Genomic DNA, 19015 nt, shown 5'->3' on the forward strand with positions numbered 1-19015 from the left:
TTCGCCATAGAAATTAATTTAAATTACTTTTGTGGCAGATTAATAAGTATGGATAATTTTAGAAGGCCACAGCGCGTAAAAGAGAATAACGAATTTGTTTTTGGGATAAGGGCAGTAATTGAAGCCATTAAAGCTGGACGTGACATAGAAACGATTTATTTACAGCGTGGTTTAACAGGAGGACTGTTTTTAGAGTTGAAAACGTTGTTGAACGGAACTTTAATTCCTCTGAATTCTGTGCCGATTGAAAAATTGAACAGGATGACGCAAAAGAACCATCAAGGGGTAATTGCGGTAATTTCACCCATCACTTATCAAAACATCGAAGACATTATCCCAGCGATTTTCGAAAAAGGAGAAACACCATTGATCCTTGTTTTGGATAGCGTAACCGATGTGCGCAACATGGGCGCCATTGCCCGTACGGCGGCCTGTGTGGGTGTACACGCTATTGTGGTACCTTTAAAAAATGCAGCACAGATCAATGCAGATGCCATCAAAACATCGGCTGGTGCCTTATTCAATATTCCAATTTGTAGACATGCCAACTTACATAAAACTTGTCTGTTCTTGCAAGATAGCGGCTTGCAGATTGTAGCCTGTACCGAAAAAACGAATGAGCTGATCTATGCACCTGATTATACCATGCCAACGGCAATTGTAATGGGTTCAGAAGATGAAGGGATTTCGAACGAATTGTTAAGAGTAGCCAATCACCTGGCCAAGATTCCAATGGCTGGTAAGATAGAATCGCTTAATGTTTCGGTGGCTGCAGGCGTAATTTTATACGAAGCGGTAAGACAGAGGGTTGGATAAGATGTAAAATGGATCAGGTATAAGTTCATTTTCCATCATCCATCTTACCTCTTACATTATATAAACTTGTTCCCAAATTTAGCTTTTACATCAGCTACAATATTTTTGACGTTCTGTTCTTCCGTTCTTGGGCAAGATCAGTAAGGTATTATTGGATTCTACTACGATGTAGTTGTGTAAACTTTGTAAGATCACCAGTTTTTCGCCTGGTACATTCACCATACAATTAGACGAATCGAACATCATTACTTGTTCTGATGGAATAACAGCATTACCTACATAGTCTTTCTCGGCCATTTCATAGATCGAGGCCCAAGTACCAAGATCCGACCAACCAAAGTCTGCTGGCAAGACATATACATTGTCTGCTTTCTCCATAATGCCAAAATCTATAGAAATGTTGGTGCATTGCAGGTAGGCATTGGCTATAAATTCTATTTCGTTAGCTGTATTATAGAAAGGATTGCCTTGATTGAAAATCTCAAACATTTCTGGTAAATGTTTCTCAAAGGCTTGGTTAATGGCTTTTGCCGACCAGATAAAGATACCCGCATTCCATAAAAAATCGCCACTCTGGATAAAGGACTGCGCCAATTCCAAATTTGGTTTTTCAGTAAATGTCTTCACTTTATGGATAGCGCTATCACTTGCTAAGGTTTCATCAACATATTGGATATAACCATAACCCGTATCTGGTCTGTTAGGTTTGATTCCTAGTGTAATCAAGCTTTTATTTGCAGCCGCTGCTTCCATCGATTGTTCAATGGCTTGAATGAAGCCTTCTTGGTTGGCAATGGTATGGTCTGAAGGCGCTACCACAATTACAGCATCTGGATTGATCTCTGCAATTTTCATTGAACCATAGGCGATACAAGGTGCAGTATTGCGCATGATCGGTTCTGCCAAGATCTGGTTCTGACTGATGTTGGGTAATTGCTCCTTGATCAGGTCAACGTAAATCTCGTTGGTTACGATAAAGATGTTCTCTGGTGGACAGATTTTTAGAAAGCGATCATATGTACTCTGAATAAGTGTTTTGCCTACGCCAAAAAAATCTATAAACTGTTTTGGAAACTCTGTTCTGCTTACTGGCCAAAAGCGACTTCCGACGCCACCGGCCATAATTAATGCGTAGTTATTCTTATTCATGTACTACAAATATAAAGTTATTTATATAATCCCCTCCTGCAAAAGGTCATGCAAATGTATCATTCCGTAATATGTATCGTCTTTTGTTACCAAAAGCTGCGTAATGTTGTTCTTTTTGATCACCTCTAATGCCAATAGTGCCAATTCATCTTTATCGATACGTTTGGGGTTAACATTCATCAAGTCTGAAGCCTTGATGTTTTCGATGTTGGTATGTTTTTCAAGCATCCTTCTAATGTCACCATCTGTGATTACCCCTAAAATTTTATCGTCTTCTATAACAATCACTGCACCTAAACGGTTTTTGCTGATTTCGATAATCACATCTTTTACCGCTGCCGAGGGATGGATGCTTGGCTTTTCATTTTTGGCCGCCAGATCGCCAGCTTTTAGATATAGGCGCTTACCTAATGACCACCTGGATGGTAACGGGCAAAATCTTCAGTATTGAATTCTCTGGCTTCCAATAAACAAATGGCTAAAGCATCGCCCATGGCCAATTGGGCAGTTGTACTGGTAGTTGGTGCCAAATTATGTGGACAAGCTTCTTTTTCTACGGTAGTATTCAGGATCAGGTCTGCTTGTTTAGCGAGGTCAGAGTCGACCGCACCTAACATGCCGATCAACAGGTTGCCTGATTGTTTTAAAAGAGGAGCGAGGAGTTTGATCTCTGGTGTATTTCCACTTTTAGATAAACACATCACAATATCCTCTTTTTGATCATGCCCAGATCACCATGTACTGCATCTGCTGCATGCATGAAAATAGCGGGTGTTCCGGTCGAATTAAATGTTGCAACAATCTTTTGTGCAATGATGGCACTTTTTCCAATCCCTGTAACAATTACACGTCCCTTGCTCTCTAAAATGGCATGTACCACTTTTACAAAATCATCGTTAATATGCTGTAAAAGGTTTAATATAGCCTCTGATTCTAACTTCAAGGTAGAAACGGCGGTCTCGATAATAGATTTTTTACTTTTCAAAGAGAATTTATTAGTATATTAATGCTTTAATTACTGCAAAATTATGTTATTTTGAACAATAATAGCACAGAATATTTGACACAAAAAATGGACGTGAAAAAGTCGTTGTTTGATAATTTGCAGACTTTCTTTGGTTTCGACAATTTTAAAGGAGATCAAGAGTCAATAATTACCAATATATTAGAAGGAAAAAATACGTTTGTAATTATGCCTACGGGTGGTGGTAAATCAATTTGCTACCAATTGCCAGCGTTAATGAGTGAAGGAACTGCGATTGTAATTTCGCCGTTAATTGCCTTGATGAAAAATCAGGTAGACCAATTAAGAGCATTTGGAGGGAGTGATAGTATTGCCCATTTTCTTAATTCATCATTAAATAAAACCGAAATTACCCAAGTAAAGAGCGATCTGTTGGACGGACAGACCAAATTGCTTTATGTGGCACCAGAATCTTTGGCCAAGCAAGAAAATGTTGAATTTTTAAGGTTGCTTAAGACTCGTTTGTTGCCGTAGACGAAGCCCATTGTATTTCGGAGTGGGGACATGATTTTAGACCAGAATATCGTAAAATAAGACAGGTGATCAGTGGTTTGGGCGAAGAGATTCCAATCATCGCATTAACTGCTACCGCTACCCCTAAAGTACAGCAGGATATCATCAAAAACCTGCAGATGACTGACGCAACCTTGTTCAAATCGTCATTTAATAGGCCAAATCTGTTTTATGAGATCCGACCAAAGCGTGATGTGATCAAAGAAATTATCCGATACATCAAATACAATACAGGTAAATCTGGAGTGATCTACTGTTTGAGCCGTAAAAAGGTAGAAGAAGTAGCAGAAAGCTTAAACTTAAATGGGATCAAAGCCTTACCTTACCATGCAGGTTTGGAACCAAAAGTAAGGGCCGAAACACAAGACAAGTTTTTGATGGAAGATGCTGAAGTAATTGTTGCAACAATTGCTTTTGGAATGGGTATTGATAAACCAGATGTACGTTTTGTGATCCATCACGATATTCCAAAAAGCATGGAAGGTTACTATCAGGAAACCGGTAGAGCAGGTAGAGATGGTGGTGAAGGGGTATGTATTGCCTTTTATGCACAAAAAGACGTAGATAAGCTGGCCAAGTTTATGAAAGATAAACCGGTTTCTGAAAGAGAGATTGGTACACAGATCTTAAAAGAAGTGATAGATTATGCCGAGTCTGGTGTATGCCGTAGAAAGCAAATCTTACACTATTTTGGAGAGAATTTTAATGAAACTGGTTGTAATTGCATGTGCGATAACTGCAAAAAACCAAAACAACAATTTGAAGGTGAAGCACAGTTGCTGACCTTCTTAAAGCTGATCCAATCAACCGGAGAGAAATTTGACGATACGCACTTGCTCAATATCTTTATGGGAAGTGAAACGGCCCAGACCATAGCTTACGAGCAAAATAAACTGCCAGAGTTTGGTTTAGGAAAAGAAGAAGGAGAAATCCTTTGGAAATCGTTGATCAGACAGGCCGTACTCAATAATTTCGTAGCCAAAGACATCGATAATTATGGTCTGCTTAAATTGACCAAATTGGGTATCGATTTTATCGAAAATCCATATTCACTCAAATTCATTATGAATGAATTGATTGAAAGTGCGGCCGATGATGATGAAGAAGATGTGAAACATGGAACAGGTGCTTTAGATACACAGCTGCTACAACTATTAAAAGACCTTCGTAAAAAGATTGCCAAACAGAAGAATGTTCCGCCTTTTGTCGTTTTCCAAGACCCCTCTTTAGAAGAAATGTGTACGCATTATCCGATTGCGATGGATGAGCTGAAACAGATTTCTGGTGTTGGACATGGTAAGGCACTTAAATTTGGTGGTCCATTTATAGAACTGATCAAAAAGTATGTCGAAGACAACGATATTGAAAGACCAATAGACCTGGTGATCAAAACGCAGGCCAATAAATCTGCTTTAAAAGTTTCAATCATCCAAAATATAGACAGACAGATTGGATTGGAAGACATTGCTCGATCAAAAGGCATCACCTATTTCGATATCCTAAAAGAGGTGGAAGCTATTGTCAATTCTGGCACTAAACTGAACTTATCTTATTTTGTAGACGAATTGATTGATGAAGACAGACAAGATGAGGTATTCGATTACTTTAGGGCAGCTGATAATGATTCTATTGATGAGGCACTGAGTGATCTAGGAGAAAGCGATTATACCAGAGAAGAAATACAATTAATGAGGATTAAATTCATGTCCGAATTAGGAAACTAATAACTACGTAAAATGGTTAAGGTAAGATGGAAGATGTAAACTACTAAAATACGTCTTCCATTTTCCTTTTAACATCTTACATCATTTACATTACATATGTTGCAAATAGATAAACTTAAACACCAAGATTCAGATAATTTCTTTTTAATGGCTGGACCATGTGCCATTGAAGGCGAAGATATGGCCTTACGCATAGCCGAAAAGATCGTTGCGATAACAGATAAACTGAATATTCCTTATATTTTTAAAGGTTCTTACCGTAAAGCCAATAGAAGTAAAGGGAGTTCTTTTACAGGCATTGGCGATGAAAAAGCACTAAAAATCTTAGAAAAAGTAGGCAGAACATTTGATATCCCAACTGTAACCGATATCCACGAAAGTGGCGAAGCCGCAATGGCAGCAGCGTATGTAGATGTTTTACAGATTCCAGCCTTTTTGTGTCGCCAAACCGATCTATTGATCGCAGCAGCCGAAACTGGTAAGGTGGTGAACGTAAAAAAAGGTCAATTCCTTTCTGCAGGTTCTATGAAATTTGCGGTAGATAAAATCATCGATTCAGGCAACAATAGCGTAATCCTTACCGATAGGGGTAATACTTTTGGCTATCAAGACCTCATTGTAGATTATCGTGGTCTTCCAGAAATGCAAGGTTTTGGTGTGCCGGTTGTAATGGATTGTACACATTCTTTACAACAACCGAACCAGAGCAGTGGTGTAACTGGAGGTAAACCAGAACTGATGACCACCATTGCCAAAGCTGCAATTGCGGTAGGTGCAGATGGTCTGTTTATCGAAACACATCCTGATCCGGCCAATGCAAAATCTGATGGTGCCAATATGTTAAATCTAGCATTGCTTGAGGAATTATTGGTTAAACTGATCAGAGTAAGACAGGCAATCCTATAAAAATAAGTGGGAGTGTAGAAAGCTAATTAGTGGCAATTTTTGTAACCATAAATTCTGTCCTTCTATTTAGCTTTCTTCCTTCTTCAGTAGCATTAGCTGAACGTGGTTTGGTTTCACCATAGCCTTTAAAAGACAATCTTCTTTTTTCAATGCCATTATTGATTAAGAAATCATAAACGGCTTTGGCTCTATTTTCAGAAAGCTTTTCATTCAGTTTAACATCGCCTACATTGTCTGTATGACCTTGTATTTCAATGCTGATATTGGCATTATTTTGAAGTAGTTCTATCAAGATATTCAGCTCAACCATAGAATTTGGTAACAGTTCGAACTTATTGGTATCGAAGAATATATTGTGTAAAGTTACATTGCTGCCCACCTTGATCTTATCCAACAAAATCTCTACCTCATAAGGTTTTTCGTTGACTGTATTCAATTCAAAATGTTGAGAGTTGAAGAGATAACCATCAGCTTCTACATCAAAAGAATAGTTGCTTCCAATAGGCATTACCGCTAAAAAATCACCTGTTTCTTTAGAGGTATAATCGTTAAAAACAGCTGCATGTGTTTTAAGGTCGATCACCATTACATTGGCTTCTAATAAAGCTTTGGTCTCTCTATCCCTCACTATTCCTTTTACATAAGTTACAGGCAATGGTTTAACTTGTTCTGGTAGTTTGAAACGATAAATGTCGAGGTCTCCAAAACCACCATCTTTGATGTTTGAAGAAAATAACCCTTCCGTACCATCGGCGGTAACAATCAGCCCCACTTCCTCGTTAAAAGTATTGATGGGATAGCCTAAGTTAACTGGTGTAGTGAATTGTCCATCATCTTTTATTCTGCTATAAAAAATATCCTTGTTGCCAAACCCAGGCCAACCATCTGATGAAAAATAAAGCGTTTTCCCATCTGCGTGCATAAAAGGTGTATTTTCATCGTATGGTGTGTTGATCGTCGGACCTAGGTTTACAGGCTCCGTCCATTGCCCTTCGTCGGTTAAATTGCTTTTCCAGATGTCATAACCGCCTATTCCGCCAGGGCGATTGCTCACAAAATACAAGGTGCTTCCATCCGGACTGATAGATGGCTGAGAATCCCAATATTCTGAATTGATGATTTTTCCCAAGTTAATTGGTTTGCCCCACTCGTTACCTTCTTTTCTTGAAACATAAATATCGCACCTGCCATAAGTATCCGGTCGGTTACAGCCCGTAAAAAAAAGATATTTGCCATCGGGTGAGATAGATTGTGCCCCTTCATTAAAATTTGGCGTATTGATCACATTGCTTAAAGGTTGGGCCTTTTGCCATTCGTTATCCTTTTTGGTCGAAATAAAAAAGTCTTCATTCTTATCTACTACACGAGTAAATATGATGGTCTGGTTATCAGCAGTCAATGCAGGGAAATAATCACGATTTGGACTGTTGATGTAAAAACCCATGTTAATAGGTTCGTATTTTGATGGCGATTGGATGGCAACCATCGAAAAATCGCAGTCTTTGATGTATTTTTTGGTCTTATTGATCAGATCAGGTTCTGCACCCGTGTAATTCTTCTGAAACAATAAAAAATCGGCTTTGGCCTTGTCATACAATCCAGAAAGCAATTCACTTTCGCCCAATGCATAATAGATCCTAGCCTCAATGGTAGCTGCAGCCGCAATTGCTTTTCTATAGTTTTCTATGGCTTTGGAGTGATTCTTTAATCTTCTATACACATCGCCAAGTTGGATGTAGGCCAATTGGAACTTTGGGTCGGCTTTTACAGCTTCATCCAGGTGTTTGATACCTTCATCGTAGATGTTTTGTCTTAGGTACTGCTGTGCATCATCAAAGCTGCCTTGCGCCCTTTTAACGGTAGAATTTTGGGCACTGACAGAAAATGTAATCCAGCATAAAAGAAATATCAGATACTTGACCATCTAAGCAAACCATTTGTGTTAGACTAATGTAGATAAAATATCGAATACTTGAGAGATTTTTTGCTGAGTATCGTTGGCGACTTTTTAGCTATTTAACTTCCTAGCAGCAGTTCCGTTTTGCCACGAGTTACTGTCTTTTATTTTCTAATCTATCAATTGGTGCATTATTGGATACAAAATAGCCATTTCTTCGCATTAAGAAAGCAAGACTTGTGGTGCTTCTGTTCCGATAGCCCCGCTGTACGCTTTACTGCGTGCCGCTTCCATCGGGTTTAGCTTACAAAAGACAGTAGCCTTTTTGAACGTCTAGGTTCTTAGCAGCAGTTCCATTGTCAATTAAACCTGACTGCAGCGAACACGTAGCTGTAGGCGAAGTAAAGCGAAAGGCAGGGCAGGCTTAGCCAATAGTTACTACCTTTCATTTTCTAATCTATTTTTGAGAACAAGCGAAAAATAGGTATTTGACCTGCTTGGGCATTCTAAGTCTGAGATATCTATGGAATATTAAGAAATTTATGTGTCTGCAAAGAGATTTCCCATTTTGGATTGGCCATTACATAATCAACTATTAAAGGTGTCATTTCTTTGGCTTTAGACCACTCTGGTTGAAGATATAATTTACAGGTAGGAGATACCGTTTCGGCATATTTTTCTGCCCATTCAAAATCACTTTTGTTAAATACGATTACCTTTAACTCGTTGGCAAATGGGGTAATATCAGGTCGTGGTGCCTTGAATTTCTTTGGAGATAGGCAAATCCAGTCCCATGAACCCGAAAGCGGGTAAGCACCAGAAGTTTCTATAAAAGTGAGGATGTTTTTTTCCTGTAGTTTTTTGGTCAGGTAATCTAGGTTATAAGATCAAAGGCTCACCACCGGTTACTACCACTGCTTTACCTGGAAAAGTAGCTGCTTTTGCTGCTATTTCATCTGCTAAAGTAAGTGGATGAAGTTCTGCATCCCAACTTTCTTTTACATCGCACCAGTGGCAACCTACGTCACAACCTCCCAAACGAATGAAATATGCAGCTTTTCCTGTATTATATCCTTCGCCCTGTATGGTGTAAAATTCTTCCATTAAAGGAAGTAGTGTGCCGTCTTCTGGTATTTGATGTGCCATTTCGTAAATTAGAGCGCAAATATACACATTCAATAAAGTAGAAAAGATGATTTGGGTAAAGGTTTTGTCAAAACAGGAAGTTGAACAAGAGGATTTTGTGACGATGGTAAAGGCCGATGGCCGTAAAATATGCCTGATCAAGAACGAAGGAGCATTTTATGCTACACAGAATACTTGCCCGCATGCAGGAGGGATTTTGAGTGGCGGCTGGTGCAAAGAGGGGAATCTGGTTTGTCCGATACACCGTTGGGAATACAACCTCAAAACAGGAAGAGGAGCAGAGGGACAGGGAGATTATGTCAACATTTATCCTACAGAGCTAAGACCTGACGGACTTTATGTAGGATTTAAACAAAGCCTATGGAAAAGATTTTTTGGTTAGTTAAAGGTTCAACAAGTACCGATTAAAAAAGCTTTTGCAATCTAAGGTCTCAATCTCAGAAAAATAGAAATCGCTGATGTCTTCAGTAATGATACAGTTGCAATTACAGTTTTTTGCTGCATAATGTTCCAATCCATCTTCAAAATCGTGTATCTTTTTATTGTCAAGGGTTTGCAAAACGCCATCTTTTAGGTTCTCTGCAATTTGAATATGCTGACAAAGCAGGTCTATTTTTTGTTTGGCTACTTGGTTGCCATGTTTTTTCTGAGCGAAATAAAATGCAATAGCTAAACAAAGGGGAGAAGTATAGATCTCAAATTTAGGATGATTTGAAACCAAACTCAAAATGCGTGATGAATAGGTAAACAAGGGATATTCTTTGTTCAATACCGAAACCAGCACATTGGCATCTAAAAATAACTTCATCCTTATTTTTTAGACGAGTAGAACTCCTCTTTTGAGGATTTGCGGGAAGGTTTTGCTTTTTTATATTCGATATCGCCCTCCGAAACCATGCTTACCCAATCAGCTATTGGAAAATCTTCTAGAGATTTATATTCTTTGGCAGTAACCTGCGTTAACAAGTGTTCAATTAGCCTTGATAAGCTGATATTGTTAGCTGCAGCATATTTTTTTGCTTTTTTTACAACTTCTTGGTCAAAACTTAAAGTTAATTTTGCGTCCATAACCATTTGATTAAACACAAATATAACAATTTATACGTGATATTTAAAATATCTATACGTATAAATTTTCAAAATAAAACTTAAGGTTTAATTGGAGTAGATTTCCTTTTTTGCCGATGCCAGTGTATTTTTTAGTAAGCCAACAATGGTCATCAAACCAACACCGCCTGGTACAGGAGTCAATCACGATGCTTTTGGAGCTACATTTTCAAAATCAACATCACCGTACAATTTATAGCCCGATTTAGTTTCAGTAGAAGTTTCTCTATTGATACCTACATCAATGATGATGGCGCCTGGTTTAACCATATCGGCAGTAACGAAGTTCTTTTTGCCAATGGCAGCCACTATAATATCACCTTGTAAAACCATTTCTTTGAGGTTTTGCGTTCTACTATGTGTTAAGGTTACGGTACAGTTTCCAGGATTGGCATTACGGGCCATTAAGATACTCATTGGGCTACCCACAATATTGCTACGACCAACTACCACACAATGTTTGCCAGTGGTATCGATATCGTATGCTTTTAACATCAAAAGGATGCCATAAGGTGTGGCAGGAATGAAACAAGGAAGGTTACGCATCATTCTACCCAAGTTAACTGGATGAAAACCATCTACATCTTTTCGGTAATCGATGGTTTCGGTCACTTTTTCTGGGTCAATGTGTTGAGGTAATGGTAATTGTACAATTAAACCGTCAACACCAGCATCTTTATTGATTTCCTCAATTTTAGCCAATAGTTCAGCTTCTGTTACTGAATTGTCATACCTGATCAACGACGACTGAAAACCCACTTTCTCACAATTCTTCATTTTGCTGGCAACATAAGTTTCACTACCACCATCGTTACCAACTAGTATGGCAACCAGATGGGGTTTACGTCCACTTTGTGCCAAAAAAGCCGAAGCTTCTGCAGCAATTTCTGTTTTGATCTTTTCTGATGCGAATTTTCCGTCGAGTAGATTCATATGTTAAGAAGTGAGATATGAGATTTGAGATGTGAGATTGATCGTTAAGTCTCAAATCTCATGTCTACTGTCTCAGATCTAGGTTAGTCTAATTTTAAAACTGCCATAAATGCGGTCTGTGGAATTTCTACGTTACCCACTTGACGCATCCGTTTTTTACCTTTTTTCTGTTTTTCCAGTAACTTACGTTTACGTGAGATGTCACCACCATAACATTTGGCGGTTACGTCTTTACGTAAGGCACTCAATGTTTCTCGAGCGATAACCTTGGCACCGATAGAAGCCTGTATCTTGATCTCAAATTGTTGACGAGGAATCAGTTCTCTCAACTTTTCGCAGATTTTTTTACCAAAATCGTAAGCATTGCTACGGTGAATTAATGAAGATAAAGCATCAACTGGTTCATCATTGATTAACATATCTAAACGTACCAAATCAGATTTACGGTAACCAACCTGGTGATAATCGAAAGAAGCATAGCCTTTAGAAATCGTTTTCAATTTATCATAAAAATCAAATACAATTTCACCCATCGGCATTTCGAAAACCAATTCAACCCTATCAGATGTTAAGTAAGATTGATTTATAATTGTTCCTCTTTTCTGAATGCACAATGACATTACTGGTCCAACAAAATCAGCTTTTGTAATGATATTTGCTTTGATATAAGGTTCTTCAACAAAATCCAATTTACTTGGATCAGGTAAATCAGATGGATTGTTAACAAAAATTTCTTCACCCTTGGTGGTATGGGCAATGTAAGATACGTTGGGAACGGTAGTAATTACCGTCATGTCAAATTCACGCTCCAAACGTTCCTGGATGATCTCCATGTGCAACATGCCCAAGAAACCGCAACGGAAACCAAAGCCCAAAGCTGCTGAACTTTCTGGTTCAAAAACGATAGAAGCATCATTCAGTTGTAGCTTGTGCATGGCCTCTCTCAGCTCTTCAAACTCATCGGTATCAACTGGGTAAATCCCAGCAAATACCATTGGTTTTACTTCTTCAAAACCTTGAATGGCTTCTAAAGATGGTCTGGCAACATTTGTAATCGTATCACCAACTTTTACTTCACGAGCTTCCTTAATTCCAGAAATAATATAACCTACATCACCAGTTTTTACAGAATTTCTTGGCGACATATCTAGTTTTAAAATACCAACTTCATCAGCTAAATATTCCTTACCAGTATTAATGAATTTTACTTTGTCACCTTTTTTGATTTCACCATTTACCACTTTGTAATAGGCGATGATCCTCTAAAAGAGTTGAACACACTATCAAAGATCAAAGCTTGTAAAGGTGCTTCTGGATCACCAACAGGGGCAGGTACACGGTCTACAATGGCTTGCAGAATTTCAGGGATACCCATTCCGGTTTTACCAGATGCAGGAATCATCTCTTCTCTTTTACAGCCAATCAGGTCGATCAATCTGGTCTTTTACCTCTTCTGGCATGGCACCAGGAAGATCCATTTTATTCAAGATTGGAATGATCTCTAAGTCATGCTCCAAAGCCAAATAAAGATTGGAAATGGTCTGTGCCTGTATACCTTGCGAGGCATCAACAATTAACAAAGCGCCTTCGCAGGCTGCGATAGAACGTGATACTTCGTAAGAAAAATCAACATGACCAGGGGTATCAATTAGATTGAAATTGTATTCCTGACCATCGATCTTAAAGTTCATTTGGATAGCGTGACTTTTGATCGTGATTCCACGTTCGCGCTCTAAATCCATATTATCAAGCAACTGTGCTTGAGATTCGCGTTGAGAAATCGTCGCTGTATATTCTAGTAACCTATCAGCTAATGTGCTTTTGCCGTGGTCAATATGTGCAATTATGCAAAAATTACGTATGTGCTTCATCTTTGTGCAAAGATAGTTTTTTTAAGGTAAAATATAATGGAAAATGGAAGTTGTAGCATCGGATAAAAAAGAAAGTCGTTAAATGGATTTGAATTGGTTAGGTTCCATACAGAAATTATTAAATTTATGGCCGATATGCAACTCATTTCATCAACCTATCGTCTCATCCTTAAACCCGTATCTATGAAACTTATCAGTTTGATTGCATTTACTTTATTGACCACAAATTTACTGGCACAAAACTGCGATTGCTCAGTTAATTTTAATTACACCGTTACACAGGTGAGTAGGAATTATGCTGGCTATCGTGATAAAGTCAATGCTGCCAACAGTAAAGAATTTACCAAGTTCACCAATAAATTAACCGAAAAGGCAAAAAAGACAAGCAATGTTGATTCTTGTTATGTTTTATTGCGCACATGGACCAATTATTTTAAAGACCAACATTTAAGGGTACAATTGGATTGGCGCTACCGTGAAAAATATCCAGAAAAACTAAGTCAGTTGAACAAACTACTTCCAAAACTTAAATCGCTTGCTCCGGCGGCAAAAGATACTTTGAGCAATGAAACCAGTATCAAAGTGCTCAATGAACAAACATTATTGATTACGCTACCTTCTTTTGATTGGTCGGAAAAGAAAAATGTAGATAACCTAATTAAAAAGTATGCTAACGAATTGAAAAGGACACCCAATTGGATCATTGACCTGAGAGGGAATATGGGAGGCAGTGATTTTGTGTATAGTCCATTTTTACCTTATTTATATACCAATCCTATGGCCACCTTATCGTCAGAGTTTTGGGCAACGGCTGATAATATTGAGATTTATGAACAAAAGCTTGCCGATAAAGAAGTGGCTAAAGAAACAAAGGCTTATATTTCCAATATCGTAGCCCTAATGAAAAACAATAAAGGTCATTTTGTGAACCCATCTGGTAAGGATACGACTTATGTTAGATTAGATTCCATTTATGAGTATCCTAAAAAGGTAGCTTTTTTAATAGATCGTAATTCGGCAAGTGCTGCAGAATCTTTTTTACTGGTGGCCAAGCAGAGTAAAAAAGTAACCATTTTTGGCGAAAATTCTTACGGTATGTTAGATTATGCCAATTATGAGTATTTTGATATTCCTTGCGCAGACTATAATTTAACTATCCCGATTTCAAGATCCAAACGTCTTCCTAAAAATCCAATTGATAACATCGGTATCAGACCCGATGTATTGATCGACAATGGTGAAAAGCAAAAGATCAACCTGATTAAATTAAGATTAACGCAATAAAAGTAAACTACTTGTGGTTAAAATCTTTAATTATGGCTTACATATTGATTGATCTTTACCCACTCGTTTTTAGATGATATATCATCTGGCATTCGGTAAACAATCATAAACAAACCTGTTAGATAAGTTACCTTAACAGTTCTCTCATTGAACTTAAAGTTTGCACTACTTTGTAATTGGTGTTCAATTGTAGTGATGTTAGAATTTTTATTCTTATATAAGATTACTAGTGTTTGCCAGGTACTTACATTGGCTAAGATTTGGTTAACCCCATAGTAAAGACCAATATCAAAATCAATAATGGAGATAGTGAAGCCAAAACCTTATTATTTTTTAAACTGATGAAATTCCAGATTAAAACAAGTGGTGTAGCAAAAAGAACCCCATAATAGATAAACGATTTTAGGCCTTGGCTTCTGATTTCGAAATTGGTGAGTATATCAAACATAGAAAGCAGGGCCATACAAATGTATAGGCCATTTAGGATGTGATTGAGCTGCTTTGTTGATTCCATTACTTTACCGTAATTTCATCAAAGAAGATATGTGCTTTACCACCAGCACCTTCATGCCATTCTGGTAGTGTACCATAGTTTTTGGCTATAATCTTAATGTAACGACATTCCATATTTACTTTGGTAGCCAGTTCTTTGATCTGTAGCGTATAATCTTTTGCTTCAGCCGGAGCTTTTACAGTACCAATCAATTTACAGTTGAGGTCATCACCAGCAATGTAAAACTCGGTTTCTGGTGGAAATACAATCCAGGCTTGCGTATCTTGTAGAGCGCCAATGCTTACCAAATTTACCATTTGCACTTTACCCAGATCTAAGATGGCTTCGAAATCTCTGCCCCAGAAACCTTGCCAGCGATTACCTACACGCCAATTGATCGCACCTCTAACACCATCAATCAGGGCATCGTTGCCGCCGCCAGTAAAGCTCTTGTTGATTTCGCTATTGATCTTAATGCTATAATTGTTGGTGATTTTCTGATAGGTTGCTGTACTTACATAACTGGTCTTGAATCCTTTTTTATAGGCGATTGCTTTAATGGTAAGCCCTTTATCTATGGTAAAAGGAACAGTATATCTTTTGGCCTTTTGATTTGGTATGCTGCCATCTAACGTATAATAGATTTCAGTAGCTGGTAGGGCAGACGTAATGCTTACTTCGGCATTGTTTTTAAATGTTTCTTGTGGTCCCTCGATAATTGGATTAGGTACGATTTGCACTGTGTTGATCTTCATCACAGGTTTCTGTAGACTATTAAGGTATTTGAGGTTTGGAGTAGCAGACAAAGTGAAATCTAAGTTGGCACCATTGGCAAGGTCTTTAAAATCTAAAAACAACTTATGGTAAGGTTTGCCATTTAAAGAAATACCCTTGATATAATAATTAGCAACATTTTTAGTTGGGGCATTGATGATGATCTTTTTACCATTCTCTAAGCTGATGCTCATTTTTTTAAACCAAGGTGTACCAATATTATACATATTGTTGCCGGGCGAAACAGGATAGATGCCCATTGCACTCATCACCAACCAGGCGCTCATCTGTCCACAATCTTCATTTCCAGATAAACCATCTGGTTGATCATGGTATTGTTCATTCATGATTTTGTTGACATAGTATTGGGTTTTTTCTGGATGCGAGGTAAAGTTGAATAGATAAGCCATATGGTGACTTGGTTCGTTTCCATGGGCATACTGGCCAATTAGACCTGTAATGTCACTTTGGTCGCGTCCGGTTAAGCCTTGTTTGGTCGTGAAGAGTTCATCTAGCTTTTGTTGGTAGGTCCTTTCGCCACCCATCAGCGCCATATGTCCATTTATATCTTGTTGGGTACTAAAGCTGTAATGCCAAGAGTTACCCTCGGTATAATTATTATTTACCTCTGTTGGGTTAAAGGGTTTCCACCAACCTCCATTGTTCCGTGCACGGATATGACCGGTAGATCGATCGTAAACGTTTTTCCAGTTTTGTGCCCTTGTCATATAGATCTGGTAATCTGCTTCAGCGCCAATCATTTTGGCAAATTGAGCAATGCACCAATCGTCGTAAGCATACTCTACTGTTTTAGAAGCACTTTCGTGTTCCATATCGGCCATTACCGCACCATACTTGGCGTATACATCAATACCGAATTGTTTACGGTTCACTGCATGTTTCATGGCTTCAAGAGCAAGCTTGGTGTCAAAACCACGAATCCCTTTGGCATAAGCATCTGTAATTACCGGAATGGCATGGTTACCGATCATACAATAAGTTTCATCATTAGCCAATGGCCAAATCGGCAATAGTCCACCTTCTTTGTACATGGTCAAAAAGGTTTGGATAAAATCTAAAGTCCTTTTACGATCAATTAGAGTCAACAATGGGTTTTCTGTTCTGTAGGTATCCCACAGAGAAAAGACGGTGTAATATTCAAAGCTTTTTGCCGTATGTATCTTTTTGTCTAAACCACGATATCTTCCATCTACATCCATATATAAATTTGGATTAAGTAAGCTATGGTAAAGTGCAGTATAAAAAGTAGTTAACTTTTTGTTGTCTGTGCTTTCTACATCTATTTTGGAGAGTTCTTTGTTCCAAGCAATCTGTGCTTTTGTCCATACTTTAGCGAAATCAAAACCATCAGTTTCTGCGTTTAGATTTTTTAAAGCACCTTGGTCATCCACTGCAGAAATGGCTACTTTAGAGAGGACGGCTTCTTGTTCTTCGGTTTCAAACTGGATGTACAATTTGATATTGGTTCCCTTGGCTTTTTTTATTCCTGGTTGTAGTTCATCATTAACGGCAATGCCATAAGCTTTAAAGGGTTTATTGTAACGCACATGGAAATAGAGTTCTTGTCCCTTTGCCCAAGAGCTTGATTTTCGATAACCTTTGATCTCTCTATCGTTTACAATTTCTACCCAACTGTCTAAAACCTTATCGCGGTGTTTAAGGTCGATGATAATATTGGCTTCTTTAGATTTTGGATAGCTAAATTTGTACAAACCTGCACGTTTGCTTGTTGTAATTTCGGCCTTGATTCGATATTTATCTAAAAATGTACTGTAATAACCAGGACTTGCCTTTTCATTTTTCTTTTGAAATGGAGAGGCATATTGTTTGTTCAAGAACTGTGGCTTACCCGTAGTTGGCATGAATAGAAAATCGCAATAATCTTCAATACCAGTTCCACTTAAATGCGTTTGAGAAAATCCGTATACCAACGAATCTGTATAATGGTAACCAGAACAGCCATCCCAACCATCCAACCTCGTGTCTGGTCCGGGTCGGATCATGCCAAATGGCAAAGCAGGGCCAGGATAGGTATGTCCATGACCACCTGTTCCGATAAATGGATTTACATATTGATTATAGCTCCTTTTATTTTGCGCAAATAAAAGATTGGCCAACAATACAAGCGCTACAAAGCATTTAGCAAATTTCATTGATTTAGATTAGGGTTTGGTTTCAACTTTTTTCATTCTGGAAAATGGATAGCCATTACATCCTTTTTTAGGATTTTGTCGGTCAACATAAGCGGTCTGCTCTGCAATCTGGTCTGTTGCGGCATCATATACAGTTAAACAGAAGCCCCATCGCCAAGGCTCCATGTCGCTAAAGGTCATGTAATCTATGCGGGTATATTTATTGCCATCAGTTTTGTTGCCTGCATCGTTTTTGGCTACGAGATACTGTTTTTCTGGGTTCCATTTAATGATATGGTATTTGGTAGTTGGGTTTTGGACCCAAAGTGTATCATTGATGGAATAGGTAATGCCATAATCATCCATAAAGCTGCCCAAGGCAAAGTCTGGTGCTTTTGGTTTTACATTTTGGGCTTTGAGAACAAAGACCAAAGCAACCAATAAAAAGGTGATATTCAGTTTTTTCATGAGATTTTCGTTACCATTTGTTCAACTAGTAGGGCCGAGGTCTGCTCGTATTGATATTCATCTGCTATACTGCCCATTTTGCTAGTTGTATTTTTATATTGCATTTGGCTTTTGACCATGATCCTTGCAGATGAATGAAATACGGAAGCTTTGGTTGTTTGTTTGATGGTTGAGATGTTCTCAGGATTGATACCCGCTCCTGGCATGACCTCTATTCTGCCATTGGCCTGCGTTACCAGTTCCGCCAATGTTGTCATTCCATCATAAGCATTGTCGGCTCCGCCAGAAGTTAATATCCTAACAAAACCCAACTCAATCAGCTCTTCCAATGCTTTTTTGAGGTTGTTGCTCATGTCAAAAGCACGATGGAAAGCCAAAGGCATAGGCTGTGCCAATTGAATCAGCTCTGCACAACGTTTTTGGTCTATTTCGCCATTGGCCAATAAAATTCCTGTTACGGCTCCATCACAATTTAGGTTTTTGCAGTTGATGATATCTTCTTTCATGATTTCAAATTCGTCTTCACTGTATAAGAAATCGCCACCTCGTGGACGGATGATAGGCCAAACTTGAAGTTTTAACTGTGTTTTACAAAGTTTGATCTGGGCATAACTTGGTGTAGTACCGCCTTCGGCCATGTTTTCGCATAATTCTACGCGAATGGCGCCACCTGCTGCTGCTGCTTTGGCAGAGGCGAATGAATTGGCGCAGACTTCAAGGCCAGTCTTGATATTTTCAGTAGTTTTCAATTGGTAGT

11 protein-coding genes and 6 pseudogenes are annotated in these 19015 nt (G+C 38.4%); 5 read left to right on the forward strand and 12 right to left on the reverse strand.

Going from position 1 to position 19015, the window contains the following annotated elements:
- Positions 1–48 precede the first annotated feature (48 nt).
- A complete protein-coding gene (gene rlmB, locus ACFJIZ_RS05100; protein WP_379091272.1) occupies positions 49–816 on the forward strand; it encodes a 23S rRNA (guanosine(2251)-2'-O)-methyltransferase RlmB in 768 nt (255 codons plus the stop codon).
- Positions 817–872: 56 nt separating this feature from the next.
- Here rlmB and ACFJIZ_RS05105 read toward each other — a convergent pair.
- Both ACFJIZ_RS05105 and ACFJIZ_RS05110 read right to left on the reverse strand, forming a co-directional pair.
- Positions 873–1965, reverse strand: a pseudogene (locus tag ACFJIZ_RS05105) (mannose-1-phosphate guanylyltransferase).
- Positions 1966–1986: 21 nt separating this feature from the next.
- A pseudogene (locus ACFJIZ_RS05110) lies at positions 1987–2950 on the reverse strand (SIS domain-containing protein).
- An 87-nt stretch (positions 2951–3037) separates the two neighbouring features.
- Between ACFJIZ_RS05110 and recQ the strand changes: the two are divergent.
- Both recQ and kdsA read left to right on the forward strand, forming a co-directional pair.
- A pseudogene (recQ, locus tag ACFJIZ_RS05115) lies at positions 3038–5226 on the forward strand (DNA helicase RecQ).
- A 96-nt stretch (positions 5227–5322) separates the two neighbouring features.
- Positions 5323–6132, forward strand: coding sequence for a 3-deoxy-8-phosphooctulonate synthase (gene kdsA, locus ACFJIZ_RS05120; protein ID WP_379091274.1), 810 nt, complete (start codon positions 5323–5325; stop codon positions 6130–6132).
- 22 nt (positions 6133–6154) lie between these two features.
- On the opposite strand, the gene ACFJIZ_RS05125 is transcribed toward kdsA, so the two are convergent.
- Together ACFJIZ_RS05125 and ACFJIZ_RS05130 are read right to left on the reverse strand one after the other, a co-directional pair.
- On the reverse strand, positions 6155–8056 hold the full coding sequence (locus tag ACFJIZ_RS05125) for an OmpA family protein (RefSeq protein WP_379091276.1): 1902 nt from the start codon (positions 8054–8056) through the stop codon (positions 6155–6157).
- Between the two features lie 494 nt (positions 8057–8550).
- A pseudogene (locus ACFJIZ_RS05130) lies at positions 8551–9175 on the reverse strand (7-carboxy-7-deazaguanine synthase QueE).
- A 46-nt stretch (positions 9176–9221) separates the two neighbouring features.
- Between ACFJIZ_RS05130 and ACFJIZ_RS05135 the strand changes: the two are divergent.
- Entirely contained in the window at positions 9222–9557 is a 336-nt protein-coding gene (locus tag ACFJIZ_RS05135; RefSeq protein WP_379091278.1) for a Rieske (2Fe-2S) protein, read from the forward strand.
- Here the strand turns inward: ACFJIZ_RS05135 and ACFJIZ_RS05140 are convergent, their stop codons facing one another.
- The 4 genes and pseudogenes from ACFJIZ_RS05140 to lepA all read right to left on the reverse strand — a co-directional run bounded on the left by ACFJIZ_RS05140 (position 9558) and on the right by lepA (position 13086).
- Positions 9558–9983, reverse strand: a complete 426-nt coding sequence (locus tag ACFJIZ_RS05140; protein WP_379091280.1) for a PIN domain-containing protein — start codon at positions 9981–9983, stop codon at positions 9558–9560.
- A gap of 2 nt (positions 9984–9985) precedes the next feature.
- Entirely contained in the window at positions 9986–10243 is a 258-nt protein-coding gene (locus tag ACFJIZ_RS05145; RefSeq protein WP_379091282.1) for a DUF6364 family protein, read from the reverse strand.
- A gap of 87 nt (positions 10244–10330) precedes the next feature.
- A pseudogene (locus tag ACFJIZ_RS05150) lies at positions 10331–11215 on the reverse strand (bifunctional 5,10-methylenetetrahydrofolate dehydrogenase/5,10-methenyltetrahydrofolate cyclohydrolase).
- Positions 11216–11298: 83 nt separating this feature from the next.
- Positions 11299–13086 (reverse strand): annotated as a pseudogene (lepA, locus tag ACFJIZ_RS05155) (translation elongation factor 4).
- A 183-nt stretch (positions 13087–13269) separates the two neighbouring features.
- Between lepA and ACFJIZ_RS05160 the strand changes: the two are divergent.
- A complete protein-coding gene (locus tag ACFJIZ_RS05160) occupies positions 13270–14370 on the forward strand; it encodes a S41 family peptidase (protein ID WP_379091284.1) in 1101 nt (366 codons plus the stop codon).
- A 253-nt stretch (positions 14371–14623) separates the two neighbouring features.
- On the opposite strand, the gene ACFJIZ_RS05165 is transcribed toward ACFJIZ_RS05160, so the two are convergent.
- Genes ACFJIZ_RS05165 through ACFJIZ_RS05180 form a run of 4 tightly spaced genes read right to left on the reverse strand, consistent with a single transcriptional unit; the run spans position 14624 to position 19007 of the window.
- Positions 14624–14884, reverse strand: coding sequence for a hypothetical protein (locus tag ACFJIZ_RS05165; RefSeq protein ID WP_379091286.1), 261 nt, complete (start codon positions 14882–14884; stop codon positions 14624–14626).
- Entirely contained in the window at positions 14884–17811 is a 2928-nt protein-coding gene (locus ACFJIZ_RS05170; RefSeq protein WP_379091288.1) for a GH92 family glycosyl hydrolase, read from the reverse strand. The genes ACFJIZ_RS05165 and ACFJIZ_RS05170 overlap by 1 nt, the downstream gene beginning before the upstream one ends.
- A gap of 9 nt (positions 17812–17820) precedes the next feature.
- On the reverse strand, positions 17821–18258 hold the full coding sequence (locus ACFJIZ_RS05175; protein WP_379091290.1) for a hypothetical protein: 438 nt from the start codon (positions 18256–18258) through the stop codon (positions 17821–17823).
- The gene (locus tag ACFJIZ_RS05180) at positions 18255–19007 is read right to left on the reverse strand and encodes a copper homeostasis protein CutC (protein WP_379091292.1); all 753 of its coding nucleotides are present in this window, start codon (positions 19005–19007) and stop codon (positions 18255–18257) included. The genes ACFJIZ_RS05175 and ACFJIZ_RS05180 overlap by 4 nt, the downstream gene beginning before the upstream one ends.
- Positions 19008–19015: the final 8 nt, after the last annotated feature.

Origin of the sequence: Pedobacter sp. UC225_65 (genome assembly GCF_042698365.1) — a bacterium.
Classification (GTDB): domain Bacteria; phylum Bacteroidota; class Bacteroidia; order Sphingobacteriales; family Sphingobacteriaceae; genus Pedobacter.